Annotated in this window: 25 protein-coding genes and 4 pseudogenes; 14 read left to right on the forward strand and 15 right to left on the reverse strand. The window is 54.5% G+C overall.

What is annotated here, in order from left to right:
* Positions 1-55: 55 nt before the first annotated feature.
* Positions 56-403 (reverse strand): annotated as a pseudogene (locus tag ACYZTY_RS16245) (TonB-dependent receptor domain-containing protein); the annotation flags it as partial.
* Between the two features lie 123 nt (positions 404-526).
* On the opposite strand from ACYZTY_RS16245, the gene ACYZTY_RS16250 reads away from it, so the two are divergent.
* Positions 527-1,012, forward strand: coding sequence for a hypothetical protein (locus tag ACYZTY_RS16250; RefSeq protein ID WP_461954561.1), 486 nt, complete (start codon positions 527-529; stop codon positions 1,010-1,012).
* Between the two features lie 32 nt (positions 1,013-1,044).
* Here the strand turns inward: ACYZTY_RS16250 and ACYZTY_RS16255 are convergent, their stop codons facing one another.
* The gene (locus ACYZTY_RS16255; RefSeq protein ID WP_461954562.1) at positions 1,045-2,172 is read right to left on the reverse strand and encodes a GGDEF domain-containing protein; all 1,128 of its coding nucleotides are present in this window, start codon (positions 2,170-2,172) and stop codon (positions 1,045-1,047) included.
* 302 nt (positions 2,173-2,474) lie between these two features.
* Here ACYZTY_RS16255 and ACYZTY_RS16260 point away from each other — a divergent pair, with 302 nt between their 5' ends.
* Entirely contained in the window at positions 2,475-2,918 is a 444-nt protein-coding gene (locus tag ACYZTY_RS16260; protein WP_461954563.1) for a hypothetical protein, read from the forward strand.
* On the opposite strand, the gene ACYZTY_RS16265 is transcribed toward ACYZTY_RS16260, so the two are convergent.
* Entirely contained in the window at positions 2,915-3,484 is a 570-nt protein-coding gene (locus ACYZTY_RS16265; protein WP_461954564.1) for a YceI family protein, read from the reverse strand. The genes ACYZTY_RS16260 and ACYZTY_RS16265 overlap by 4 nt on opposite strands.
* A gap of 181 nt (positions 3,485-3,665) precedes the next feature.
* On the opposite strand from ACYZTY_RS16265, the gene ACYZTY_RS16270 reads away from it, so the two are divergent.
* A complete protein-coding gene (locus ACYZTY_RS16270) occupies positions 3,666-4,412 on the forward strand; it encodes an SDR family oxidoreductase (RefSeq protein WP_461954565.1) in 747 nt (248 codons plus the stop codon).
* Between the two features lie 35 nt (positions 4,413-4,447).
* Here the strand turns inward: ACYZTY_RS16270 and ACYZTY_RS16275 are convergent, their stop codons facing one another.
* The 5 genes from ACYZTY_RS16275 to ACYZTY_RS16295 form a co-directional block, all read right to left on the reverse strand.
* Positions 4,448-4,939 (reverse strand): DUF2269 family protein, encoded by a 492-nt coding sequence (locus ACYZTY_RS16275; RefSeq protein WP_461954566.1) that lies wholly within the window; start codon positions 4,937-4,939, stop codon positions 4,448-4,450.
* 2 nt (positions 4,940-4,941) lie between these two features.
* On the reverse strand, positions 4,942-6,069 hold the full coding sequence (locus ACYZTY_RS16280; protein ID WP_461954567.1) for a saccharopine dehydrogenase: 1,128 nt from the start codon (positions 6,067-6,069) through the stop codon (positions 4,942-4,944).
* A 118-nt stretch (positions 6,070-6,187) separates the two neighbouring features.
* A complete protein-coding gene (locus ACYZTY_RS16285) occupies positions 6,188-6,868 on the reverse strand; it encodes a phosphoribosyltransferase (protein ID WP_461954568.1) in 681 nt (226 codons plus the stop codon).
* A gap of 297 nt (positions 6,869-7,165) precedes the next feature.
* On the reverse strand, positions 7,166-7,813 hold the full coding sequence (locus ACYZTY_RS16290) for a hypothetical protein (protein ID WP_461954569.1): 648 nt from the start codon (positions 7,811-7,813) through the stop codon (positions 7,166-7,168).
* A gap of 624 nt (positions 7,814-8,437) precedes the next feature.
* Positions 8,438-9,796: an MATE family efflux transporter gene (locus ACYZTY_RS16295; protein WP_461954570.1), complete on the reverse strand. Its 1,359-nt coding sequence runs from the start codon at positions 9,794-9,796 to the stop codon at positions 8,438-8,440.
* Positions 9,797-9,980: 184 nt separating this feature from the next.
* Here ACYZTY_RS16295 and ACYZTY_RS16300 point away from each other — a divergent pair.
* The 3 genes and pseudogenes from ACYZTY_RS16300 to ACYZTY_RS16310 all read left to right on the forward strand — a co-directional run bounded on the left by ACYZTY_RS16300 (position 9,981) and on the right by ACYZTY_RS16310 (position 12,857).
* Positions 9,981-11,413 (forward strand): annotated as a pseudogene (locus tag ACYZTY_RS16300) (IS1182 family transposase).
* A 482-nt stretch (positions 11,414-11,895) separates the two neighbouring features.
* Positions 11,896-12,285: a hypothetical protein gene (locus tag ACYZTY_RS16305; protein ID WP_461954571.1), complete on the forward strand. Its 390-nt coding sequence runs from the start codon at positions 11,896-11,898 to the stop codon at positions 12,283-12,285.
* Positions 12,285-12,857, forward strand: a complete 573-nt coding sequence (locus ACYZTY_RS16310; protein WP_461954572.1) for a hypothetical protein — start codon at positions 12,285-12,287, stop codon at positions 12,855-12,857. Before ACYZTY_RS16305 ends, ACYZTY_RS16310 begins: the two co-directional genes overlap by 1 nt.
* A gap of 284 nt (positions 12,858-13,141) precedes the next feature.
* On the opposite strand, the gene ACYZTY_RS16315 is transcribed toward ACYZTY_RS16310, so the two are convergent.
* From ACYZTY_RS16315 to ACYZTY_RS16325, 3 genes and pseudogenes are all read right to left on the reverse strand, one after another.
* Complete coding sequence (locus ACYZTY_RS16315) at positions 13,142-13,294, reverse strand: YHYH domain-containing protein (RefSeq protein ID WP_231669741.1); 153 nt, start codon at positions 13,292-13,294, stop codon at positions 13,142-13,144.
* Between the two features lie 554 nt (positions 13,295-13,848).
* Positions 13,849-15,286, reverse strand: a pseudogene (locus ACYZTY_RS16320) (IS1182 family transposase).
* Between the two features lie 246 nt (positions 15,287-15,532).
* Entirely contained in the window at positions 15,533-17,392 is a 1,860-nt protein-coding gene (locus tag ACYZTY_RS16325; protein ID WP_461954573.1) for an ABC transporter ATP-binding protein, read from the reverse strand.
* 175 nt (positions 17,393-17,567) lie between these two features.
* On the opposite strand from ACYZTY_RS16325, the gene ACYZTY_RS16330 reads away from it, so the two are divergent.
* Positions 17,568-18,845 (forward strand): flavohemoglobin expression-modulating QEGLA motif protein, encoded by a 1,278-nt coding sequence (locus ACYZTY_RS16330; RefSeq protein WP_461954574.1) that lies wholly within the window; start codon positions 17,568-17,570, stop codon positions 18,843-18,845.
* Positions 18,814-19,317, forward strand: a complete 504-nt coding sequence (locus ACYZTY_RS16335) for a hypothetical protein (protein WP_461954575.1) — start codon at positions 18,814-18,816, stop codon at positions 19,315-19,317. Before ACYZTY_RS16330 ends, ACYZTY_RS16335 begins: the two co-directional genes overlap by 32 nt.
* Positions 19,318-19,343: 26 nt before the next feature.
* On the opposite strand, the gene ACYZTY_RS16340 is transcribed toward ACYZTY_RS16335, so the two are convergent.
* Positions 19,344-19,619: a hypothetical protein gene (locus ACYZTY_RS16340; protein WP_461954576.1), complete on the reverse strand. Its 276-nt coding sequence runs from the start codon at positions 19,617-19,619 to the stop codon at positions 19,344-19,346.
* A 297-nt stretch (positions 19,620-19,916) separates the two neighbouring features.
* Here ACYZTY_RS16340 and ACYZTY_RS16345 point away from each other — a divergent pair, with 297 nt between their 5' ends.
* On the forward strand, positions 19,917-20,360 hold the full coding sequence (locus ACYZTY_RS16345) for a DUF6130 family protein (protein WP_461959333.1): 444 nt from the start codon (positions 19,917-19,919) through the stop codon (positions 20,358-20,360).
* A 27-nt stretch (positions 20,361-20,387) separates the two neighbouring features.
* Here ACYZTY_RS16345 and ACYZTY_RS16350 read toward each other — a convergent pair.
* Positions 20,388-20,631, reverse strand: a pseudogene (locus ACYZTY_RS16350) (MATE family efflux transporter); the annotation flags it as partial.
* A 317-nt stretch (positions 20,632-20,948) separates the two neighbouring features.
* Here ACYZTY_RS16350 and ACYZTY_RS16355 point away from each other — a divergent pair.
* Positions 20,949-21,086, forward strand: a complete 138-nt coding sequence (locus tag ACYZTY_RS16355) for a hypothetical protein (protein ID WP_461954577.1) — start codon at positions 20,949-20,951, stop codon at positions 21,084-21,086.
* A gap of 244 nt (positions 21,087-21,330) precedes the next feature.
* On the opposite strand, the gene ACYZTY_RS16360 is transcribed toward ACYZTY_RS16355, so the two are convergent.
* Positions 21,331-22,080 (reverse strand): HipA N-terminal domain-containing protein, encoded by a 750-nt coding sequence (locus tag ACYZTY_RS16360; protein ID WP_461954578.1) that lies wholly within the window; start codon positions 22,078-22,080, stop codon positions 21,331-21,333.
* Positions 22,073-23,065, reverse strand: coding sequence for a HipA domain-containing protein (locus ACYZTY_RS16365; protein ID WP_461954579.1), 993 nt, complete (start codon positions 23,063-23,065; stop codon positions 22,073-22,075). The genes ACYZTY_RS16360 and ACYZTY_RS16365 overlap by 8 nt, the downstream gene beginning before the upstream one ends.
* A gap of 653 nt (positions 23,066-23,718) precedes the next feature.
* Between ACYZTY_RS16365 and ACYZTY_RS16370 the strand changes: the two genes are divergently transcribed.
* The 4 genes from ACYZTY_RS16370 to ACYZTY_RS16385 all read left to right on the forward strand — a co-directional run bounded on the left by ACYZTY_RS16370 (position 23,719) and on the right by ACYZTY_RS16385 (position 25,605).
* Positions 23,719-23,991, forward strand: coding sequence for a hypothetical protein (locus ACYZTY_RS16370; RefSeq protein WP_042932149.1), 273 nt, complete (start codon positions 23,719-23,721; stop codon positions 23,989-23,991).
* A 172-nt stretch (positions 23,992-24,163) separates the two neighbouring features.
* Positions 24,164-24,886, forward strand: coding sequence for a nuclease-related domain-containing protein (locus ACYZTY_RS16375; protein WP_461959334.1), 723 nt, complete (start codon positions 24,164-24,166; stop codon positions 24,884-24,886).
* Between the two features lie 50 nt (positions 24,887-24,936).
* The gene (locus ACYZTY_RS16380) at positions 24,937-25,074 is read left to right on the forward strand and encodes a hypothetical protein (RefSeq protein ID WP_461954580.1); all 138 of its coding nucleotides are present in this window, start codon (positions 24,937-24,939) and stop codon (positions 25,072-25,074) included.
* 225 nt (positions 25,075-25,299) lie between these two features.
* Positions 25,300-25,605 (forward strand): panthothenate synthetase, encoded by a 306-nt coding sequence (locus tag ACYZTY_RS16385; RefSeq protein WP_461954581.1) that lies wholly within the window; start codon positions 25,300-25,302, stop codon positions 25,603-25,605.
* Positions 25,606-25,614: the final 9 nt, after the last annotated feature.

Consider the following 25,614-nt stretch of genomic DNA (forward strand, 5'->3'; position numbering starts at 1 on the left):
TTACGACTGCTGCGCAGCCGGACGCAGGCTTCGCCAGCTGCTACAAAGATTTGCGTTACCAGTCGTAGCTCATTTCAACCGACGCAACGCGCTCCTGGCCGTAGTAGCAACCGAACGAACAATTGCAGTCCGAGACGCACTCGCGATCAAACACGTTTTGCACATTCAAGCGAGTTTGCAAACCACGCAGGCTTGGGTCGAGTTTGCCCATGTCATAACTGATGGTGGTGTCGTAGACCACATAAGACGGCACGTCGAAAGAGTTGGATGAATCCCCCGGTTTGCGCCCGGTGTATCGTGCGCCCGCACCGAAAGTCAAGCCTTTGAGCACCGCTTGGGTGAAGTGATAATCCGCCCACAATGAGGCGGATACCGACGATTGCGCTTCGTTGCGGTTGGGTTGCATCGGTGGCTGGATACGGCCAAGGAAAAAGCCAGGGACAATCGCCGTTTGATCCGGCTCGACTAAAGTTGTCCCCCCGCTCGCCGACTCCTTCTGGTGAATTCACCAACGAAGGACCGTGAAATGTATTACCCCCGCGCAGCTGAAAAAGACCACCTGTTCAACCGCGTGATCCTGCTCACCGTTGCCTGCTGCGTGGTGCTGATCCTCGCCGGCATGGCCCGGCACGAGGGCATTGCCTATGCCGCCATCCGCTTGAGCCCTGTCGAGACCCCTGGCACGGTGACGCAGCTGGACAACATCCTGATGAACAGCGACGGCAAAGTCATCCATTACCGCTACACCGATCACAACGGCCAGGTGCACGACGATCAATACGTCGACGAGCGCTACGCACAGAAAACCGCCTATGAAACCGGCGGCAGCATCGACCTGCTTTACTCGCGCTGGTTACCGGGGCAGAACAGCATTGCCCGCGAGCTGAACGGCAATCGCCCGGGGTTTTACATCATGTTGGGTGGGGTGTTGCTGGCGTTGTTGTTCCTGGGGATATCGGCCAGGACACTGGGACGGATTTATGCGATGAAGGAAGAAGACCGGTTTTATTGAGGAGCCGTTTACGCATTAAACCTTCCGCCCCGTTACTCTGAAACCGCCACCTGATTACGCCCACGCGCCTTGGCTCGATACAGCGCTTTGTCCGCATTATTCAGCAAACTCTGCAGATCGTTGTCGCTGATCTCCATTGCCGCAACACCCAGACTCGCCGATATGCGGTGAACCGGTCCGGTCATCAATCCACCGATAGACTGGATAAGTTGCTCGGCGATGTTAAGGGCGATTTCAATTGACGTATCCGGAAGCAGGATCGCGAACTCTTCGCCACCGAGCCTGCCGAAGACATCGGTATCGCGGAAGGACCTGTTGATGATCGCGCCCATTTGTCGCAAAACCTGATCGCCGACCTGATGACCGTAGGTGTCATTGATGTGCTTGAAGTGATCCATATCCAGCATCACCGCGCACAGGGGTAACCGGTTGTTTTTGCAGTCATGGAACAACTGGTGGGCGTGTTCGAAAAAAGCGCGGCGGTTTTTCAGGCCAGTGAGTTCATCGGTTTGTGCGGCATAGGTGGAAATGCGATGAGCGCGTTCCATTTCACGGGTTAACTGGAAGGCGGTTTCCAATGCCTCGGACAATTTGCGTGTCGCGCTGGCCACGAACGAGGCGAACACAAGTACGGCCAACGCCATGCCGATCTGCATCGCTGACGGTTGAAACAGCAGCCAGAGGGTACACGGCAACAAGACCAGGCCAATCGACGCCAACGTCATGTAGCGATAGGACGAGTAACACGACACGGCGCTGACCGACATGCCGACGGCAAAGAGCATGACCAACGCCTGGGACAACAGGTCGTTTGCCGGCATCACCGCTAAAGCGCCTGCCCCCCAGATACTGGCGGACAACACCAGCGTGAACCAGTATCGCTTCTCCCAGCGTTGCGGAGTGCGCTCACTTTCAGGGCAGCGAAACCAGGCAACGAACATCAGGATGCGCAGCATCGAAGATGCCGTCAGCAGGCCAACCCACCAGAAAATGACGGCGTGATCAAAGCGCTCCCAGCACAAGCCGCACAGCATCAGCGCGGCTAGAAAACTACCGAAAATCGCCGGGAATGACTGGTGGAATAGCTGATGCAATCGATCACTGCGCACCTGCGCGGCGATGAAAGTATCCTGGTCGTGCCGAAATCCTGGGCCACCCATTTGATCCGCCTGATCATGATGCTGCGACAAAAAAGACGATTGTGGCACCTTGCCACTCAGGCAAACAAACAATTAAGACTCATGGGCACGCGCTAATTCGCGGTAATGCGTCCATGCTTCTAATTGAAAGCCCCAAAAAGTAATAGCACACAAGTGCGCTCTCCATGCCTTGTAGTGATCAAGTCAAATGCCATCCCGCCATCATGCAACTCGTCCGTCCTGCTACGCTTTTTAGGCCTCGAATGGAATCCGGCGATCATCACCCAAAACTGTTGTCCCCCTGATTGTTGAGGTTGTGCAATGTGAGAGCCCAATTATTTAGCGCCATCATCACTCTGGCCGTGATCAGTGTGACGACGTATGGGTTTATGGAATGGAAGGCGAGTGAAAGCGCACGGCAGGAAGCGGTGTGCAAGACAGCAAAGCAGCATATGGAAACCCTGCAAATTCGCGCACGAGCGATGGCTGCCGGGCTGTCCGTTGACGCTTACGCCGATGCCGAGAAAGCGGAGGTCGACAAATTAGTCTCCGCCCTGGATACCGCAAAGAATGATGCCGAGGTTGAAGCCGTCATAGACGCACACGCTGCCGAGTTGCAGGCACAGGACGCCGCGTCTGACGCAGAGTTGAAGAACCAGGGGAGTCAGATATTCCTGGAACAGAAACACAAGGAACAACGGATCACCACTGACATCAAGCAGGAAATTGAACGCGCCGAGAAGGCCGTCGCTGATGCCTGTCGTTAGCGCTGCGGCGCAACCATCCTAAACCGGATATTGATGTCGTCGGAAACCACGCTGTCCGCCCATTCCCCCTCACCAACTTTGAAGTCGCTACGCTTGAGCGTTAGCTGGCCATCGAAAATACCGATGTCGTTCTCTGCCTTCAGTACGATCGGAACGGCCACCTCTCGGGTGACGCCTCTGAGCGTGAGTTTGCCGGTGATTGTGTAATGGTTGTCAGCCAGCGCTTTCACTCCCGTCGACTCAAACGTCGCCTCGGGATGCTTCTGCGCGTCGAACCAGGCAGGCTTTTGCAGCTCGGCGTTCGCGTCTTCGCTGCCGGCATCGATGCTGTCGAGCTGGATGGTAAGCGCAGCATGACCCGCTGAGGGGTTGGCCGTGTCGAAATCAAGCGTGGCCTTGAACTTGCGGAAAGTGCCATACACCCGCGAGCTGAACTGCTTGTAGGTAAAGGAGATGGTGCTGGCGGTTTCATTCACTTGCGTGTATTCGGCCGCTTCGGCACAGGGAAAAAAGCCCAAGGCAAGCGCAACAGCCAGTATGGAAATCGACGGGGATCGAGCATTCATGGGGCGCTCCGGTCGCGGCACACGCAGGCCGACGATAGGTGGACTAAAGCAAAGAACCACGGTTTGTTCCACCTCGCGCCGAGACTTCCGACCACCTGTCGGCAACGCGAACCAGCGCCCGATGCGGCCACCCGCGCAGGTGTTTAATGACTCAAGCACTCACCGCATCGGGAGACAGGACATGAAAATCGTCGTCATCGGTGGCACCGGGCTGATCGGCAGCAAACTCTGCCAGAACCTGCAGGATTTGGGGCATGAAGCCCTGGCGGCATCGCCGAGCACCGGCGTCAATGTCATCAGCGGTGAAGGGCTGACAGAGGCGTTAAAAGGTGCGGACGTGGTGGTCGACGTGGCGAACTCGCCCTCTTTCGAGGACCACGCGGCGCTGCACTTCTTCGAAACCGCCGGGCACAACTTGATTGCGGCGGAGAAGATCGACGGCGTCAAACACCATATTGCCCTGTCGGTCGTCGGCACCGAGCGGATGCTCGACAGTGGTTATTTCCGAGCAAAAATGGCCCAGGAAAAACTCATCAAGAAGTCGGGCATTCCCTACACCATCCTGCGGGCCACGCAGTTCTTCGAGTTTATCCACGCCATTGCTCACTCCGGGCGCGAGGAAGGCGACACCATTCACTTGACGTCCGCCGCGTTGCAACCGGTGGCCTCGGCCGATGTGGCGGCGGCACTGACGGACATCGCGCTGAAAGCGCCGATCAATCAGACCGTCGAGGTGGCTGGCCCTGAAAACCGCCCCCTTATCGAGTTCGCGAGCGATTACCTCAAGCACACCAAGGACCCGCGCCAGACCGTCGCGGACGACACGGTTCCGTACTTTGGTGCGCCGATCAATGACCAGTCGCTGACACCGGGTGCCAATCCCATCGTCGGTGCGACGCGGTTTCAGGACTGGCTTGAAACCCACTAGACGGTCAAGTCAAATAGTGAGGCGTGGCCGTTGCGCTAGACCACCGCCTCAACCAGCTGCATCGGCGTCATCTTCGTGACCATCATCATCACGATCACAAACATCCCCGCAAAACCGGCCACGCCCATCCAGAACCATTTCTTGTAGACCGACCGGAATTGCGCGTCGAGCCCCTCACCGGTTTCCACCGCGCTCAGCGCCATCACCTGCAGGCGTTTCTGCAGCACCAACACCGGAAGCCACAGCGAACCCACGCACAGGAAAATGATCAGCGAGGTCAGAATCCATTCCGTGGTCATGGGCAGCCCGGAGACTTTCATCAGCAGGTAACCCGTGGCGATCTGAATGAAGCCTGCCGGGGTGGTAATCCAGGTGTCGAAGTGCACCACCATCCTGGCCACGTGCGCGATCACTTGCGGGTTGGCCGTGCGACTCGCCGCGATCAAATAGAGGTAGGAGCCCATGCCGAACCCGAACAGGAAAATCGCGGTAATCACGTGCATGTACTTGAGGCACAGGTAAAGCATGCTCAGACCTGCTCGTCAGAAAAGCGAACGGACAAGTGCAGATTGGCCGGATCGTTGATCGCCGCCATGTACTCGTCGACGCTGATCTCGCCCACGCAAGGACGGGCTCCGGGTGCCGGTACGTAACCGGCGACCAGTTTTGCCGCCAACGCGACGGCCGCGCAACTCGGGATTTGCGGGCCCTTGTCGTTGTGCGCCGTCAATTGCACGGTCATGGACAGGGGTTGCCCATCAAGGCCCTGCCCCTCGATGTCGATGTACATCGCACTCAGTCCATCGCCGAAGCGCTCGAACCACGTTCCCCAGCGATGCAGTCGTGCCGCCCACGCCGCAGAGTCTCGCACCAGGCCGATTCTCAGCGCCTCGGCGAGCACGTAGTTGGCCACGCCACCGAGTTTCAGTCCCGAGCCGGCCTTGAAACTCAAGGTATGGGCGCCGTAGCGGCTCGCGAAAATATCCATGTCCGGCACATCGACGTTGGACAGGACCCGGCTCCCCAATTGCGGCATCTTGCGCAGGGTCAGGTCCTGCCAGCCCGACACTTCGTGCACCTGGCCATTCTTGAGCTGCATGATCGGTTTGCCCGCGTAGGCCAGCACGCCTTCGACGGTCGAAAGGCCCGGCATCTTTGCCGAGGAAGAAATGCCATGCTCGATCGAGTCGATGCGTTTGAAGCGATAACGGTATTGATCGATGAGCGCCGACGACAGCGTCGGCACCGAACTGCACCCACTGAGAATGGCCACGCCGGCCTGCTTTGCGCTCGCGTCGAGCACATCAATGCCATTGACGAAGGTGCGGCAGTCCGCCAAATCGCAGTAACTCACACCCGCGTCGATACAACTTTGCGCGACGGCATAGGATTGCCCCTGAAACGGGCCGCCGGTATGGACCACCCACTGAATGCCCATCGCGCTCAGCGTCGACCCGAACGCGGCGCCCATGGCATCGCCGCACCAACTCTCGCAGACACGGCCGGACTGGGTTTTGAGCTCATCAACCTTGCACTTCAACTTGTATGAGTCGCGGCCCGAGATCACCAGTTCTACGCCCGACATCGCGACTAAATGCCTGCAAACGATGCTGCCGAAATTTCCGTAGCCACCGATCACCATCACCCTAAGTGCCATTTAACGCTTTCCTTGACCATTGGATCATGTGGCGAACCGCCCAAGACCGGGCGCGGCAGAGCTTTGCTGATTTCGGATGGGCAGGCAAGCAGCGACGCACTGCAGACAATCGAAATGCTTACCGTTGAGCGGAACTGGACTCTCTGAGCCACGCCCGCTGCAACAACCTGATGACCTCCGCATCCGAAGTCTGGGAAAAATCCATGTACCAACGGCCGATCGACATCAGCCATTCTGGGATGAGCGGACAAATCAGCTCATCCACTTCACTGCGCAGCGCCTCCGCCGTCTCAATCGGCGCCACCGGCACGGCGACGACAATGCGCGCCGGCGCATGCACCCGCACCGCGTGGACCGCCGCCATCATCGAGGCGCCTGTCGCCAGGCCATCGTCGATCAGAATCACCACCTGATCCTTGAGCTGCACCGGCGCCCGCGTTCCCCGGTAAGCCTGCTCACGTCGCAACAGCTCCCGGGCTTCCCGGGCAACCACGGCATCGAACGTAGCCGTATCAATCGGGTGAACCCGCAGTGCGTGTTCGTTGAGGATTTGTATGCCGCCACTGGCAATCGCGCCCATCGCGAACTCTTCATGGGACGGCACTCCGAGCTTGCGCACCAGCATCAGGTCGAGGCGAACCTCCAGGGCGATGGCCACTTCATAGGCCACCGGTACCCCGCCACGGGGCAAGGCGAGAACAGTGACGTCAGGGCGATGAGCGTATTTGAGCAGCGGTTCAACCAGACGCCGTCCGGCAGCGGCCCGGTCTTGCAGGATGGTGGGCGATGAGGGACTCATTGGAAAACCTCCTCAGGCGATCACGCCTGTCGGTTTGCGTCAGATGGTCACTCTTGATTGTCAGTCTGAAGATGGCTGACAGCAAGTCCAGCCACCGATGCACCGGAACGTATGCACCGGCGTCAGCGCGAACTCATACAGGGCTTTTCACAGAAGTGTTTAAAGTCTGGAAGCATCCGGCCTTCTGACTCAAAACAAAGCGACCTCCCCGATGCAGGTTTTAATGATCCCCTGCACAAAGAAGGTCGCGCCTGGCAGGCTCAGGACAAGCCCGCCAGTTTTACGCAGTGAACCGGCCTACCGTGCGTTCGCTACTGTCCGCGGAGAAATAGCGATGGAATCCTGTATTTTCAGACGCTGAGTCAATGCCAGCATCGTTAGGAAACCCAGTGCGATCAGGAGCGGATACGCCATCAACAGTTCGGAGAGAGAGTATTTCCAGGCCAACGGACGCCCGACCCCCAGCATGGCCGCATACATCCAGGACACGGCCGACAGCGAGCCGCAGAACAGCGCCATCATCCGTGCGCTGAACCCGAGATTGAGCAACGAGCCGGCCTTTTGCAGTGCGGGCAATACCAGCCGATGCAACAAGAGGCCGTTGTAACTCAGCAACACGACAATAATCACTTTGGCGTGAAGCTTTGGATTCATAAAGTAATTCATACCTTTTTCCAGGTAATCAATACCGATGACGGCGATGCCGGTCACCCACAACGCTATCAATGCAAAGATGACAGACTTCTGAAGACTTTCCATGTGCGCATTATCATGCTCAGTCAATGTTTTCCGTTTTAACAAGTCTCTAACCATCGCCATATCACTGGTTAATACCAAGCCAATGGCCACACAACACGCTACTAAATGAACGTAAATAACGCCTAATCGCAACAACTCCATAAACTCTTTATTTTCGAGCAGGCTCATAATTGTATTTATCGCCACGGTACTTTCTCCACCTTATTCGATAGTACAGATCGATAGTTCACAGGGCATCCAACGCTTTAATACCCTGTGCGATCTTACTTTTATAAGATATGCCAAATCATGGACTTGGCACTGCTTAGCCCATTGATTCGCCTGGCAAAACAATGACCGGCTATTTCTTGCCTCCTGAATTTCAGGTAAAAAAATCCCCATTGGCATTCAATGCACATGAGGTTTATTTTCCACTTCTTTTCTGCGGCTGCAGGAGCAGGTCTTGGGTGACGTGCTGCAGGATCAGAGGCCAGGGATCCCGGAATGTTCATTTTTTGAGCAACCCACCGACAAACGGCGGTTATTGTGAACGTCCCACACGCAGGTACTAACGTATCAACTTCTCTGTCAGCCCCATGACAACTGGGCTGATGAACTACAGGGGTTTCCAATATTGTTTATTGGATCCATTAGTTGTTAGGTAACTTACGAAAAGTGCAATAACGAGCGGCTCGCATTTAGGACCCTCCCCTACTGAAACAGTCATACTTTTACCATTCCACTCGCCGAAGAAGGTGAAGACCTGATTACTGGCGGAACTTGCGTCGCAGTTCCGGGCATCGATCAAGCACAGATCGCTGGGTCGCTACCCTACACCAACCGCTCAATCCTCTGATGCTGCCAGACCAGTTTGTAATACGCCGTCTGCAACATCAGCATCCCCAGATACGCCACCGGAAACGCCATCCACACACCCTGCAAGCCGAACCGCGCATCCAGCACATACGCCACCGGCAACTGCACCCCGACCACGCAAAAAATCGAAATCGCCATCGGTACCAGCACCGAACCACTGGCGCGCATGATGCCGCCGACAATTGCCTGGAAGCCAAACACCAACAGACTCCAGAGCATGATGTGCAACAGATGCTCCGCCTTCGCCCGGGTGGAATCATCCGTGAGGAACAACCCCAGCAACCAGTGCGACAACAGATAACCCAACACCACCAGGCCACCGGTCAGGCACACATTGATCAACAACCCCGTGCGCAGAATCGGCCCCATACGCTCAAGCCGCCCCGCCCCGATCGCCTGAGCGCCAAGAATCGACGCGGTGATCGCAATCGACAACGCCGGAAACTGCACGTAATTGACGATCTGCGTCACCGCCCCATACGCCGCCGTCGCCTGCGAACCGTGCTGATTCACCAGCGCCAGAATCACTAGCTCCGACACCGACAACACCACCATCTGCAACCCGGTCGGCAAGCCAATGCGCAACACTTTGCCGAGAATCACCAGATCCAGGCGCATCGCCGCAAACATCTCCCGATCCGGCGCCAACGGATGCCCCTTACTGATCAACCGCCACGCCAGCCACCCCATCGCCGACAAGTTACCCGCCAACCCGGCATACGCCGCACTCTGAATCCCCATCATCGGCAACCCCAACCACCCGCGAATCAACGCTGGTGTCAGCGCCAGACCGATGCAGGTCGACACCACCAACGCGATCAGCGGCGACACCGTATCGCTCACCCCGCGCAGCAGTTGAGTGAAGAGCACGTAGACCAGCAGCGACGGCATGATCCACATCATGACGTGGGCGTAGGACACCGCATCGTCGAGGACGTCGGCCGGTGTCCCCAAACCCTGCAACGCCGGCCTCGCGAAGACGCTGCCGAGGATTGCTGCTGTGAGGCCGATCATTGCGCCCAAGAGCAAGGTTGTGCCGGCGATGGTTTTCACCAGATGCGGTTCTCGCGCGCCCCAGGCTTGGCCGATGAGCACGCCCGCACCCGCACCGAGGCCGATGACCAGGGCGATGAAGAAGAAGACGATGGGGAACATGCCCGAGACGGCGGCCAGGGCTTGAGTGCCGAGCATTTGGCCGATGTAGATGCTGTTGATCGTGCCCGACATGGATTGGAGAAAATTGGAGAGGACCATGGGGGCGAGGAAAAGGAGGTACGTTTTCCAGAGGGGGTGATTGGTTGTGGGGGTTTGCATTGAGGGTCCGTCTCAGGTGGGGGCTCGCGGTGTGCAAATTCTACGCTAGGGAGCTGACACCAACGCGCTTCGATTTCGAAGATTTAGAAAGTATGGACGATGTCAGCTTTCGGCCCAGAGTGTGTAAAAACGCTTTCGCGAACCCTTGCTATGATTTCTGAGGATTTCATCGCAAGGATCGCCCATGAAGCGCTTTATCCAAGGTGAACATCGAGGCCAAGGCACCTTACTTCCCGAGAGCCTCGACGACTACGTCAGCGATACCAATCCGGTGTGCGCGTAGTCGATGTCTTCGTCGACGAACTCGACCTGGTCAATCTGGGTTTTGACAGTGCTATTCCAGCTGACACAGGCCGGCCTGCTTACCACCCTACGATCCTGCTGAAGATCTACATCTACGGCTATCTGAACCGCATTCAGTCGAGCCGGCGCCTGGAACGAGAAGCCCAACGCAACGTCGAGCTGATGTGGCTGACCGGGCGTTTGAGGCCCGATTTCAAGACCATCGCCAACTTCCGAAAAGACAACAGCAAGGCCATCCGAGGCGTCTGCCGCCAGTTCGTGGTGCTGTGCCAGCAGCTGGGATTATTCGGAGAAAATCTGGTTGCCATCGACGGCAGTAAATTCAAGGCCGTCAACAACCGCGACCGCAATTTCACCAGCGCCAAGCTGAAGCGGCGCATGGAAGAAATTGAATCGAGTATCAATCGGTATCTGATTGCGCTCGACGAAGCCGATCAGCAAGAACCCTCAATCGCTCAGCCCAAAGCTACTCGTCTGCAAGAGAAAATCGACATGCTCAAAGCTAAGATGAAAGAGTTACAGGTCATTGAAATTCAGCTCAACGAATCGCCGGATAAACAGGTCTCACTGACCGATCCCGACGCCCGCTCTATGATGACTCGCGGCACTGGAATCGTCGGTTACAACGTGCAGACAGCGGTCGATACCCAGCACCATTTGATCGTTGCACATGAGGTGACCAACGTCGGTTCCGACCGCGATCAACTCAGCTCGATGGCCAAGCAGGCCCGCGAAGCGACGGCGTCAGATACGCTGGCGGTGGTAGCTGACCGAGGTTACTTCAAGAGTGAAGAAATCCTTGCCTGTCACGACGCGAACATCACTGCCTACGTGCCAAAGCCGATGACTTCAAGCGCCAAGGCGGATGGTCGATTCAACAAAGATGCGTTCGTTTATGACACGACGAAAAACGAATACATCTGTCCGGCGGGAGAGGCGCTGCCCTGGCGCTTCTCCAGTACTGAGAAAGGCATGAATATGCACTGTTATTGGAGTTCGAAATGCCAGGGCTGCGCGCTGAAAACGCAGTGCACGCCGAGCAAAAATCGTCGAGTGAGGCGCTGGGAACATGAAGCCATATTGGAGGAAATGCAGAACAGGCTGAGCAACGCGCCGGACATGATGCGAGTCCGCAAACGTACGGTCGAGCATCCCTTCGGGACACTCAAACAATGGATGGGCGCCACGCATTTCCTGACACGAAAGCTGAACGGAGTAAGTGCGGAGATGAGCTTGAACGTCCTCGCCTACAACCTGAAGCGGGTCATGAAAATTCTCGGTACTAGTGGTTTAATGAAGGCGCTGTCGGCCTGAAGAGGTCTGTATTTTGGCCGCCCAGCAAGATAGACGCTGCGCTGGGGGCTCCCAGGCCCTAGTGATGATCCGCAGGACTTGTTGCGAGCAATTACTCAGCTAACAGCCGTCGGCGCTACGCGCCGACAGTGCATCAGCGCGTTTTTACACACTCTGGGCCAGGAGCGGCCATTCGTGTCGTCCTTTTGAACCTCTGGATACCAACCAGCGCGACTTGCCTTCTGTCGCATTGCTAAATACACCCCTTTTGCTTTGCTACGTTCAAAAAAACCACATGACTCTGATAGTAGGAGGTTAGACACCTGGGTCGGGGCACGACCTTAGCGACTGAAAATCGTTCGGAAGGAGACGGCTGTGTTCGAAGGTGAGCTGTAGTCATTTGCCATCACGGTGGATCCATCTAGACTGTCACCCTAAGAAGCAGTTTTTCGGCTTGATTTTGAAAGGAAGGTACTCTTTTGTATCGGATTATTGCCTACCTAATGCCGTTCATCCTTCTGACGATTGAATATTGTCTGAAATCGGCCCTAAATACCGATACTTTAGATTTCGTCGGACCTACTTTGGCCACCGCAGCAGTGGGATTACTGATCCCCTGTTTGTCCCCAAAGAGCAGGCCAAGCGCTCTTTCACCGGATATTGTCGCCGAGTTAAAACGGCTGAAAGTATCTCCCAGAAGTAACGTTGACGATGCATTTGTGGTAATTGCAATCTTGCTAATTCTTTGCTTTATATCCGCCTGGACCTTTTCGTTAGTACTGGTGGGGAAAAAAACACCTTTTCTAATTTTAGGTTATGACGCTCCGATCTGGATTGGCTTCGCCTGTTATTTTGCCGGAGTTGTAATTGCAGAAATCAAGGAGGCGATTTGATGGAAATCATAATACTATTTACGCCATTAGTATTGGGAACAATTGTTGGTTTGGCTGTGCACTTCATAAAAGCTTACATTTCAAAGCTGGACTCACATATTTCAAAAGACATTTTTCTTAAATTAGGCGGGGCGACACCGATAAAAATCTCGCCCCCCCAAGATATCGACTCTTTCATGAAGCGGATGCATGATCTTCAAAAGCTCTCACCACAGCTTGCTATAATTGATGGATGGAATTCAATTCATCAAGCTCTTGTGAATAGGGTTGCGACCTATAACTCCAAGAGAGTTGGAGCTCTCAATAACTTCTCTGAGGATATTTTTAAGAACTTCACCATGGTTGAATTAGAAGTGATGGCGAATCTTGACACGAACACAATTCGTAAAATTGATACTTTTCGAAAAATGCGAAATATGATTGTTCATCAGATAGATACGCCATCAATCTCTGATGAAGAGATGAGAAAGGTTGCCGGATCTTCCGAGCAAATTATTAACTCAATTGGGCCCGAATATCTTTCTGGGTACAAGTTCCCAGATCGAAGCACTGTTCTTCAAAGCGGTACATAACTCCTGTGGTTTGTTCGTAGGTAAGATTTACTTATTGCGCCCACTTATATTTTTTACGGCAAAAGACTTTGCCGGCATTCACCATGATTGGACTCTGTTTGACGAGTGACAACCTCGGTTTTAGCTCTCCAAGAGGCAGCTTCGGGTTTCAGATCTTCGCGACAGGCAGAAAACGGCCCTTCACTTTAAAGTCTGAAGCGCATGAAAGAAGCCTTTCTTTAACTGGCCTCCACAAATGTGAGAAAGCCACCTTGCGGCCCAGCCGCAAGGTGTGCTCTTGCTGTTTAGTGGCAGTGGTAGTCGTTCGTTTTATGGTTGCGATGGCAACCTTTTGAATCAGTACCGCCACTGTGCGCGAAGACAGCAACGGACGTAATCGAAAGTAAAGCGGCGATCAAAATGGCGGACAGTTTCATCAGGGCTTGCTCCATGCTCATGTTTTTTTATCCGTGAGATATCTCACGCTTCGCAGCGTATGGCTAATTGCCTTCATTGGGCAAGCGACTTCCTAACTGTCTTCCCAGCATTAGATGAACGGCTGAGCGCCTACTTCTTGAGCTACCACTGGCTCTGGTTTCGGATGGCCCCACATCCCCCTAGGGGGGATATAAAATCCCCTACAAACTGGAAACTCGTCGCTTTCATGCGGCGGTGGCGAAAAAGGCACAACCTCCGAGAGTGCCGAGCACGGCCATTCGCACGAGTAACACTCCGAAATAAACAAGGCTGCGATTGCGGCCTTGTTTATTTCTACGTGACGACACTGTCCTCTGAGCCAGCGATTGAGCGACTCAAAATGAATGTCGGCTTTGGGTCCAGGCTGTGTGAAAACGCGCTAAATACCTCGAAAACTGAGAGTCGCAAGGGTTGCCTATGGAATCAGCGGGCGAAAGCGCGAATTAGCTTAGTCAGTGACATAGACGTTCGTAATGCCGTTTGGGCCGCGCCAGCGGCCCAAACGGCTACTAACGAGCGAGCCAAGCGGCTGGGTTCACGCCCTGATCGCCTCAAGCAGTCCTGCGATGCCAAAGATGCTCATCATTCGTTTGAGGTTGTAGGCGAGCACATGAAGGCTCATCTCAGTGCTCACCCTCGGCAGGGTTTTGGTCAGGAAGTGGGTACTTCCCATCCAGTGCTTGAGCGTTCCAAAAGGATGTTCAACGGTCTGTCGACGAACCCTCATCATCGCTGGATCATGTTCTAGCCGAACCTGCATCGCGTCGACTACAGCCTCATGTTCCCAGCGCTTCACACGGCGCTCCTTACCCGTCGTACATTGCTTTTGCATTGAGCAGGACTGGCAGCCCGAGAAGTAGTAACAATGCAATAACATGCCGTCTTCCATCGACGAATACCGACTGGTTAGTAACTGCCCCGCAGGGCATCGATACTCGTCCGACGCAATAAGGTAGATGAAATCCTGTTTGCCGAATCTGCCTTCGGCTTTGCTGCCAGATGTGAGGGGTTTCGGTACGAAGGTAGTGATGCCGGCTTGCTCGCAAGCAAGGATTTCCAGACCTTTGTAATAGCCTCGGTCGGCAACCACCGTTAGCGATTCAGCCTCGATTTCTTCACGCGCTTGGTTCGCCATATTGCTCAGTTGCCCACGATCATTACCAACGTTGGTCACCTCATGGGCAACGATCAGATGGTGTTTGTCGTCGACAGCTGTTTGTACGTTGTAGCCCACCGTTCCGGTGCCTCGGCCGCTCGTAGCCATTGAGCGTGCATCTGGGTCTGTGAGGGAGATCTGCTGGTCTGGACTTTCGTGGAGCTGCGCCTCGATGTCCTTGAGTTTCTGCATCTGCTTTTTCAGTGTTTCTATCTTTTCTTTAAGCCGCTCTGCTTTGGCCTCGGCCACTTCGGGCGTTGCCCGATCCGCCGAATCCATCGCCGCCAGATATCGATCAATGCTCTGCTCGATCTGCTGCATGCGTGCCTTCACCTTGCCCTGAGTGAAGTTGCGGTCGCGATTATTGACGGCTTTGAATTTGCTGCCGTCGATGGCGATCGATCGATTGGGAGAAGAGATTGAGGTTGCGACAAAGAACTACGAACTGGCGGCATACGCTGCGAATGGCTTTGCCGTTGTCTTTGCGAAAGTCGGCAATGGTTTTGAAGTCCGGAGCCAAACGCCCCGTTAGCCACATCAACTCGACGTTGCGCTCGGTCTCTCGCTCAAGTCGGCGGCTGGATTGAATCCGATTGAGATAGCCGTAGATATAGATCTTCAGCAACACCGCTGGGTGATAGGCCGGACGACCAGTTGCGGCAGGATCGACGCCCTCAAAACCAAGTGCGCCCAGGTCGAGTTCATCGACGAAAACATCGACCACGCGCACTGGATTTTCTTCGGCTACGTAATCGTCCAGACACTCCGGCAGCAAGGTGACTTGCGTCCGGGCCTCACCTTCAATAAATCGCTTCATGATCGCCCCCGCTACGATCTCGACGATCAGAAGATTAGACAATTGCGGGAGTTTTCACACAGTCTGGGTCGGTTGCTGCCCTTGGTGATAGGCAAAAAACGGCCAGATGCGGCCAGTCGACACCTCCATAAACTATGCAGATACATTCCCACCCCTAAAGTCCCGGAGTACGCGCAGCCCAAAAACATGCCTTTGATCCAGGCTGATATTTTCGTGCACCCGACTCCGGCTGCGCACCCTACACCCTCACACCTGATCCAGGGCCTCGACCACGCCCTTATCCTCGCCCAGGAACCCTCCGCTTTGATGGTGCCACAGCCGCGCATAGACGCCGTTCTTCCCAAGCAATTCGGTGTGAGTGCCCTGTTCGATGATGCGTCCGTCATCCATGACGATGAGCCGGTCCATGGCCGCAATCGTGGACAGCCGATGGGCTATCGCGATCACGGTCTTGCCCTGCATCATTTCATCAAGGCTTTCCTGAATGGCGACTTCGACTTCCGAGTCCAGCGCGCTGGTGGCCTCGTCAAGCAGCAGGATCGGCGCATTCTTGAGCATCACCCGGGCAATCGCGACGCGTTGGCGCTGGCCGCCCGACAGCTTGATGCCGCGCTCGCCTACAAGAGTGTCGTAGCCGGTATGACCTTGCCGGTCGCTCAGTTGACTGATGAACTCATCGGCCTGGGCACTGGCTGCGGCGCTACGAATTTGCGCATCGGTCGCATCGGGACGGCCATAAGCGATGTTGTCGCGAATGGAGCGGTGCAGCAGAGAGGTGTCCTGCGTGACCATGCCGATGGAGCTGCGCAAGCTGTCTTGCGTCACGTGTGCGATGTTTTGGCCATCGATGCGAATCTCCCCGCTGTCGACGTCATAGAAGCGCAGCAGCAGATTGATAAGCGTGGATTTGCCGGCGCCGGAGCGGCCAACCAGACCGATTTTTTCGCCCGCGCGGATGCTCAGGCTCAGGCCATCGAGCACCTGACGTTCGCCGTTGTAGTTGAAGCTCACGTTATCGAAGGTGACTGCGCCACCGGAGGTCACCAGCACGCCCGCACCCGGCGCGTCTTGCACCTTCGGGCCACGGGTGAATGTTGCCATGCCATCCTGCACGGTGCCGATGCTCTCGAACAGCGAGGTCATTTGCCACATGATCCAGTGCGACATGCCATTGATCCGCAACGCCATGGCGGTGATTGCCGCCACGGCACCTGCGCCGACCTCACCTTGGTGCCATAGCCACAGGGCATAACCACCTGCGGCCATGATCAACGCCACCACCAAGGCCTGGTTGACGATCTCGAACTGGCTGACCAGGCGCATCTGGCGGAAGCCGGTCTGCTTGAAATCCTCCATCGCTGCACGCGCGAAGTGCGCTTCACGATTGGAGTGGGAAAACAGCTTCACCGTCGTGATGTTGGTGTAGGCGTCCGAGATACGCCCGGTCATCATCGACCGCGCATTGGCCTGTTCCTGCCCGACTTTACCCAGACGGGGTACGAAGTACAGCATGGCCAGCCCGAACAACACGATCCAGGCAACGAAAGGCAGCATCAGTTTCAGGGCGAAGCCGCCGGCCAGTGCGATGATCGCAATGAAATACACCCCGATCCCGGGTGCGATCTCGATAAGGGTGAATAGCACGTCGCGCACCGCGAGCGCAGTCTGCATCACCTTGGTAGTGACTCGGCCGGAAAACTCATCGGAAAAAAACGAAAGGCTTTGCCGCAGCATCAGGCGATGGAAGTCCCAGCGCAGCCGCAACGGCAAGTTAATCGCCAAGATCTGGTGCTGCACCATGGTGCGCAACGCCACCAGCCCGACACTGGCCACCATGACGATGCCCATGCCCCACAACACGCGACTTTCCTGCGCAGCCGCTTCACCGCCTGCCTGCCAGGTCGAGAGCAGGTCCACGACCTGCCCGAGGAAGGAAAATAGCCAGGCTTCGTAAATCGACACACCGGCACTGAGCAGCGCAAGCGCAAGGATGTAACCGCGGGCGCCGCGCGTACAGGCCCACAGGAACCGAGCCAGGCCGGCGGGTGGCGGTGGTACCTCGTCAGGAGGAAAAGGGTCGAGTCTTCGTTCAAACGCACGAAGCATGGTGTTCTCCAAAACGATCAAGTGTAGGAGATTCTGTCATTGAACGGTTGCTTTGAGGGTTTTGCGAAGTTGAGGTATGGCGCTGAACAGCAGAAGGCCCCTTGACCGGCTACAACGCAATGCATCGGAACGGCTAAGCTTTTTCGAAGGAACCTCGTCTTTCAAGGGAGACTTCATGAGCAGCGCCCCCCTGTCTGAACTTGATGCCGCTCTACCCGGTCTGGCGCGCAAGATCCGCGTACTGGATGCCCTGTCCTGGCCGGATGGCGTCGAGGAAATCTTCCTGGCGCATTGGCGCGCCGGGAAAGCCGCATTGCCTGAAGTCGAGCAGCACCCACGCGAGCACAGCGCCGACATCGCCGCGCTGGAAGCTTTTATCGGGCGTTGCGATCAGGGGCATCCAGCCGGGAATTACCTCGCCATGACAGCGCGTAGCTATGCCACGGCTGGACGCATGCTCGGTGCGATTGGCACTCCCGCCTTCACTCAATATTCATCCGCGTTGTACCGGCGCCCGGATTTCTATTATCCGAACCAGAAACTCAGCATGCTGGACGCGGCCCGTTTCTTTCTCACAACCACCGATGCCCTGCTGGGGGGTGCCCGGATTCCACCGACTCAAGCTGAGATCCCGGCCGAGGCCTTCGCCGCCTGGATGCAGCCGGAACTGGACCGTTTCTTTGGCGAGGGCCGGGTCACGGTCGTGCTCGACCCGACCCTTGCTGCCAAGGCAATCGCCGGGGCAAGCCGCATTCGTCTGCGTAGCGGCGCACTGTTCTCTGAACTGGACAAGAATCAGTTATTGCAGCATGAGGCCTTCGTGCATGTCGCTACCGCACAAAATGGCGCGCTCCAGCCCAACCTAAAAAGCCTGGGTCTGGGAGCGCCACGCACGACTCAAACTCAGGAAGGCATTGCCACCCTGGCAGAACTGTTCACTGGCAGTATGGACATCAGCCGATTGCGCCGCCTGGCCCTGCGCGTGCTGGCGGTCCAGCAAGCGTTGGACGGCGCCGATTTCATACAGGTCTTCGAGGGTTTTCTTGCCGCCGGCCAGTCGCAAGAGGAGTCCTTCCGCTCAACCCAGCGGGTCTTCCGGGGCGCCGACCTGCGCGGTGGTTCGGCGTTTACCAAGGATGCCGCCTACCTGACGGGTTTGCTCGGTGTCCATACCCTGCTGCGCATCGCGATCCGCGACAATCGACCGGAATTGGTGGGTCATTTGTTTGCGGGACGCCTCAGCCTGGCTGATACAGTGCGCCTGGCTCCTCTATTCGAGTCCGGCTGGCTGCAGGGACCCACCTATGTACCGGCCTGGGCCTGCGATCTACGTCTACTCGCCGCCAACCTGGCCTTCTCCGCTTTCATCGCCCAGATAAAACTGGATGTGCTCGATCTGGAGGTGCTCATGGCATTTGCAGATGAACACGAAAACGATGCCAGCGCCCTGTGATCACGGTACCGATACATTCGCACTGTTTCAGGAGAGAAAAATCATGCGAAGGATTATCGCAACGGGAGCACTCTTGCTGGCCTTGGGCGGGTGCGCAACCTCACCTATGCGGGTTTCTGAAGCGCGGCCAGTGCCGACCGACAAGATGTACGCGTTCAAAAGCCAGGGGACGAAAGATCCGGGACGCCTGACCATCCTCCGTGATGAAGGGTTTGTCGGTGCGGGATGTGACGCCGTGTTCTACATTGATGGTCAGCGCGCAGCCAAGATAGGTCCCGGTCAGAAGGCATCTTTCGTTTTGCCGGCCGGTGAAGTGAATCTCGGTGCCGGGCTCGCCGAGTCTGGATTATGTGCGGGTGCCGTGATCAAAACCGTTGCGGCCAAGATCAAGACAGGGAAAGAAGTGATTTATCGAATCAACTGGGATACGCAAGGTTTCGACTTGGGCCCGTACGTTGAATATGGACGTTGAGCCCAGATAGCTCCGGCACACTTGTTTCATTTCAGTTCCGTTCTTATTTCGGTTCCGGGTACGAAATATTTACTGGGATCATCGACCTTCTTCAGGTCAACCAAGGCTCGGCAAATGCAATGTGAGAATTGTTTTTGCAACGTTTCGGGGTCTTTCCAAGCCATTTCCGATGCTTGCAAATGTTGCCCCTCGGGCGATTTATAGCAGACACAATTGTCCAGTCGGGTGACGCCATTATCATTTGTGCTCTGACAAGCAGTGGTCAGCAAAAAGATCGCGATGAGCATGACGAAACGTTTCACTGGCTCCCCTCCGAGGCTGTGGTGAAGGGCTAACGCTCAAAATCGGGCAGGATGTTGTAACGGCGTGGTGACCGCTGAAGGCGGTTATACGCCATGGCCGCAAAGCCCAATCTGCTCAATAAGCCCGACAGTAGAAGGAAGCTTAGCTCTCATTTTGCGTCGCTCCATTCACTGGCTGTTTTTGGCCGATCTTCTGTGCCTCCCCACTCGGCTGTTTTGCAGAGCGTGGCAGCTTTGGCATCGACAACTGCTCGGTTTGATCTAGCCTTGAAGGAGATCACGCGGGAGAAAAACACCATGCCCTTCGCTCTCAGAAAGCTATCCGCCGTTGCTTTGGGTGTGTTTTTTTGCATGGCCGCGTGGGGGCAAGAGGTAGCCAACACCGATCAGCCACCCGCCATACTCCCATTGGAGTCTGAGACGGGGCCGAAACTCATAGCCTATCCGCCGCTTGCCGGGCCGCTCGCCCGTGGGGTTGTCATTATTCAGTATCGAGCAGAGCACGCCAGGATCATGCCGGTGTTTGGCAAAACGGCTGTCGAAGTGTCACCACGGCTCGGTCACCTTCACGTGACCGTCGACGACTGGAAAGGTACATGGGCGCATACCAGTGAAGATCCGATTATTTTGGTTGGGCTGACGCCAGGTAGTCACAAGGTGCTGCTTGAGGTGGCTGATCCGAGTCATAAGATTTTGACTAGTACGGTGGTGAGTTTTGTAGTTCCGGAGAACAAGCCATGAATCGAAGGGGACTGGCTTATTTCTGTCAAGACCGATAATTGCGCCTAGCAACAAGGTGATGTCGGTGATGGTTTTCACCAGATGCGGTTCATGCGCCCCTAGCTTGACCACTCAGCACGCCGCACCTGCGCCTAGGGCGATGACTAGGGCGATGAAGAAGACGATGGGGAACATGCCGGACGGCAGTTGGTACTTGGATGTCGAGCATTTGGCCGATGTAAATGATGTAGATGGTGCCCGACATGGATTGGAGGAAGTTGGAGAGGACCATGGAGGCTAAGAAAAGGAGGTAGGTGTTCCAGAGGGGTCGGTTGTAGAGCCTTGCATTGAAGGTCCGTCTCGAGTGTGGGCTTGGGGAATTCTTCGCTAGGGAACTGCCAATAATGTCCCCCGACTTCAAAGATCCGGTTAGCATGATGCATATCAAGCTTCAACCAGAAGTGGTCAGTTGTACTTCCTGGGAAACGATGGGGACGTCTCTTCTCATGAGATTTCTATCCCGCGAATGGAAAATAGTGGCATATGACCTATACCTATTCTCGGGATAGGCTCCAATTTCGGAGAAATCACCATTTTAAGGGAAGCAAAATGGCGAACAATGAAAAAACCAGCAAAGGCGTAGCGTCCAAAGCAAGCGAACAGCTCAAAGATAAAAAATCCACACCTGATCAAAAATCAGTTGCCGGTTCAGCGCTGACGCAGGCCTCAGATAAGAAAAAGAAATAAGGAGGAACTGGGGCGTATTTTAGACTGGTCACTGACTTAATAAAAACGCCCCATTTATTCGAGCTTATGAAATACATTCATCACAAACCTTAATATATAGATTGCGTACACCGGCTATCTCATCGGGATCAGCTATTAATCTTACTTCTATTAGGATGAGGGTAAATCTCAATTATTTTAGAATCCGCCCGCTTTTCTAACTGATCGATGATGGATTATATTCGGAGGATGGCTTACCATACATTTAGTAGCCTTCAGCTAGAAGCTTATATTTTTCCGTTTGAAAAGGTTCGAACCCTTCAGGCCAAGGAGTAATAGACTCGCACAACAAACGATATTGCTCCGGAGCCGACGCGTTGACTCTAACAACTTCAATGCGAGTGAGTAGTTCCTCACCACTAACCACACCACACATCTGATTAAGCCTAATCAAATCCTCATTAAGATAGCGAGGATAATATCCAAAGCTTTGCAAACCTTCTTTCTTGACGATTGCTATAGCATTCGGGTCAGCTGGATTATTTGCTTGAACAGAGCAATAAAGCCTTGTTCTGCTATCAAACGAGAGAACTTCGTTTTTTGCTTCATTTGAAAGATACGCGATACCGCTGACAAAAAACTTCAACCTGTACTCGCCTTCAAGAGATTTCTCAGGAGCTTTTACAATTCTGAAGTTATCTGTCTTCTTGGCTCCTCCAGAAGCACTAAGTACTTCCAACGGATCATTTGTACCAGGCGCCATATCGAGCCAAGACATCATCGTGTGATATTCTGGTCGCCGCTCCGGAATCAATCTATTCTGGAAAAACGGAAATAGCTCGCTAGAAGTGTATTCTTTATTTTTAAGTTCCATCCGAGGAAATGCCACAAAGCGTTTATTGAGGGCGCCCCGGGTATATGAAAATTTAAACACACCACTAGACACTTTCAACTTAGCGACCGGCTCCCACATAGTCGTTTCTGGATCCTGCCAGATAACAAATGCACTACTCATAATTTTTAATCTGCTGTCTTCTAAAAAGTGGATCTAAGTTTTTCTCAAAGAAAGGCTCAAGAGCCATGATATTCGCCTTGTTACAAACAAGCATTTCAAAGGCAAACTTCTTAGAAACATCACTCATTATCCCTTCGGGCACGGAACTTAGAATAGCTTGCATTACCTCGGGAGTCAACAACCGCAACTGTTCAATCCATCCTATGGAAGCAACGGGATTGAGAACACCAAAATACTCAAACGCCCTAAGTGTACGAAGCCGTTTACCCCTCAGATAAAAATAAGACTTAGCCCTCCGAACATAAGTTGACACTTGCTGCCCTACATCTAAAGACAGCAACCTTTCCTCCTTCGCTAAATCGGATTCATTCCTAGCCAAACTTGCCGCATGATCAAATGTTGGCGCCAAGTGAAATCGCCTCTTACCAATAACTATCAACCCCCAGTTCTCGCTATGTCTGTCCTGATTAGATATTAGCGCATCAAGCATAAGATAACCCGCAAAAAAATCAGCGGCAGTTTTAATACCAGGCAGACTATTAAAGCCCGCCGGCTTATTACGCACAACCCGCCTAAGAACATTATATACATTCATAATATCTTGCTGCTCAATTCTGCCGGGACCAACAACAGCAATTGGGGGGCTGTAGTTATTCAACACCTCATTCCCCGTAACAAGATACGCACCTCCTTTTGCAATGAAATTCCTCGTAATCACTCCGCGCGACAGCCCATTATGTGCCAAATCGTATTCAGCGCATGGAACAGACAGGAACTTTGCAAGCTCACATGATATCTTCTCCGACCAATCCTCTCCACCACGGGTCACAAGCTGTTTATTAGCATCGTATGTCTCTATGGATTTAAATAGATAATCCTTTCCGTCCGCACCAGAATACCAATACTTGGACTTTGTCCCTAAAGGCTCAACTTGCTCACTCTGAAAACTTGACACATCGTAAATAACGTATTCCACTTTCTTCACCGTACAAACCTGCACCAAAGTAAGAGAGACCACCCTTCCTCAACACCAGCCGACCTTCTATAAACAAACACAACCCAAACTAATATTTACCCTTGCGAACGTCAAAACAGTCGCATTATACAACTATCACCCAAAAACATACGCGCACCACATTACCACCACTTTACCGAACAATATATATGAAATATGAGACATAAACACATTTTCACAACCCAACCCAAACCAAACCAAACCACTCTCAACTCATCTGTTTCTTTATTACCAAGCCACCATACTGTGAGATATTTCTTACAAACAAAGCCATCACCATCGACGGCTTAAAATCAATACCAAAACCTAATTCGCCACGCAATCAAATTTACGCACAAAACAGAAACCTCTTACAAATAATGGCCAGCTTTCTGACACCCCAACCGCTAAGTTCCAAAGCCGCAAATAAAACAACCGAAAATAAAAGCCCTACTTTTAGCTAATTCCGCTTTTTTTACTCCGTCAATGTGCTCCTAATTGACGTTCCTACAGAAAAGTAGGAACGCTCCTGTTTTTTTCATTCAACCACAGATACTATAGTGTTTACGTCGCTTACCAAGCGACCAGGTTTGGCGACCTGCAGATCGGATCAGTCCTCATTAATCTGATTCGGAGCTTCACCTATGGAAAGATACATGCCTCTCACCGGAATCGACCTGATCCCGGCCTCCCTGCTCATCGACACCCAAGCTCCACTCGACGTCCTGCAAGCCATGGCCGACTACCGCATCCGCACGGTCACGCAGGTGCTGGAAAACATCGCCTTCCGCGCCGAACTCGGTTGCGACACGGTCGTGTTGACGGACTTTTCCAAATTGCTGGCCATTCCATTACGCGATGGCTGTGACTTGATGGATGTGATCGGCCGACGCTTGCGGGCGCAGGCGGCGGAGTAAATGAAAACGGGCACCTTGTCAGGCGCCCGTTTTGTTTGTGCTCGGGAATGCTTTACTGAAACGTAGCATCAGACGACACGACTGCCCATCTCTCACAGCAAAGGACTGCCATGTGAACCCCTCCGTTATCCTGCAACCCTTACTCAACATCCTGATTTGGCTCCTACCGCTGATGCTGGTGTTGACGCTGCTGCAAACACGCCTGTTCAAAGGCTGGTTCGGTGAACAGCTGGTACGGTTGCTCGCGCACTTTCAATTGGATCGTCAGGTGTACCGCCGCCTGCATGACGTAACGCTGATCACCCCGGACGGCACCACGCAGATCGACCATGTGTTTGTTTCGCCCTTCGGCATTTTCGTGCTGGAGACCAAGAACATGAGCGGTTGGATCTTCGGCGGTGAAAAGCAGGCTCGGTGGACGCAACAGATCTACAAGAAGCGCTTCACATTCCAGAACCCGGTCCGCCAGAACTACAAGCACTTGAAGGCGCTGCAAGCCGCGCTGGGTATCGGTCCGGAACATGTGCATTCGGTCATCGTGTTTGTCGGCCCAAGCACCTTCAAGACCAGGATGCCGATTAATGTCATTCGCGGCAGTGGCTGGGTCCGTTACATCAAGTCTTTCCAGCAAACAGTGTTCAGCGAGGCGCAGGTGACGGCCATGTTGGACTCCCTGCAAGCAGGTCGCCTGGCGCCGACGCTCGCGACCCGGCGTGAGCATGTGCAACGTCTGAAGCAGCGCAACGATCCATCAGCCTCACGCCAATGCCCGCGCTGCGGCAGTGCGCTGGTGGTGCGCACATTCAAAAGCGGTCCCAGGAGCGGTCAACAATTTTGGGGATGTAGCACCTTCCCCAAATGCCGAACGATGCAGCCCATTACGCCAAGCAGCTAAGCTTTATCAGGAGGCCGTTTCGCGATTACTGAAAAATCAGGAGGCGCACCATGAGCAAACAACCCCAACCCCGCAGCCGCTCCAACCCTCAACCCCGTTCCCGCCCGGTCGTGCCAAACCTGCCCAGCAAAACCGGCAACAAGTCCGGGGGCTTGCGCGGTAACTACCCGCCTAAGCAGTCGAATTGAGCGTTGAGCGGTTTCCCCCGAGCCGCGCAGCAAGGCCAACCCTCAGGACTCTCACCTCTGGAAGCGAGGCTTCATGACCACCGGTAACCCTGCCCGAGGACCGGCACACGCTTCGCTATTCTTGATAGAACGAGCTGCGAGGACTGTGGAATTGGAGGCCGGCGGCACGGGCGTCAGGCACATAGGCCTGGCTATAGGGTTGCAGGTTGAGCAGAGGATTGAATGATGAAGATGTTACTGATGGTCGAATGCCCTAATGAACCCTTCAACTCCCTTGTCAAAGCCGGGAGGGTGGGCGAAGTGATTGAGCGCATTCTGGAAAGCATCAAGCCGGAGGCGGTGTATTTTACCGAGCAGGATGGCATGCGCGGCGGGATTTTTCTGGTCGACGTGAAAGAGCCATCCGACATCCCCGCTTTGGCCGAGCCCTTTTTTCTTAACTTCGATGCCAACTGCAAGTTCCGAATTGTGCTGAGTGCGGAGGATCTGCAAAAGGCCGATTTGGGGAGGCTCGGGCAAACCTGGGCGTAAGGCGCATCC

The sequence above is a fragment of the Pseudomonas sp. LB1P83 genome (assembly GCF_054897885.1).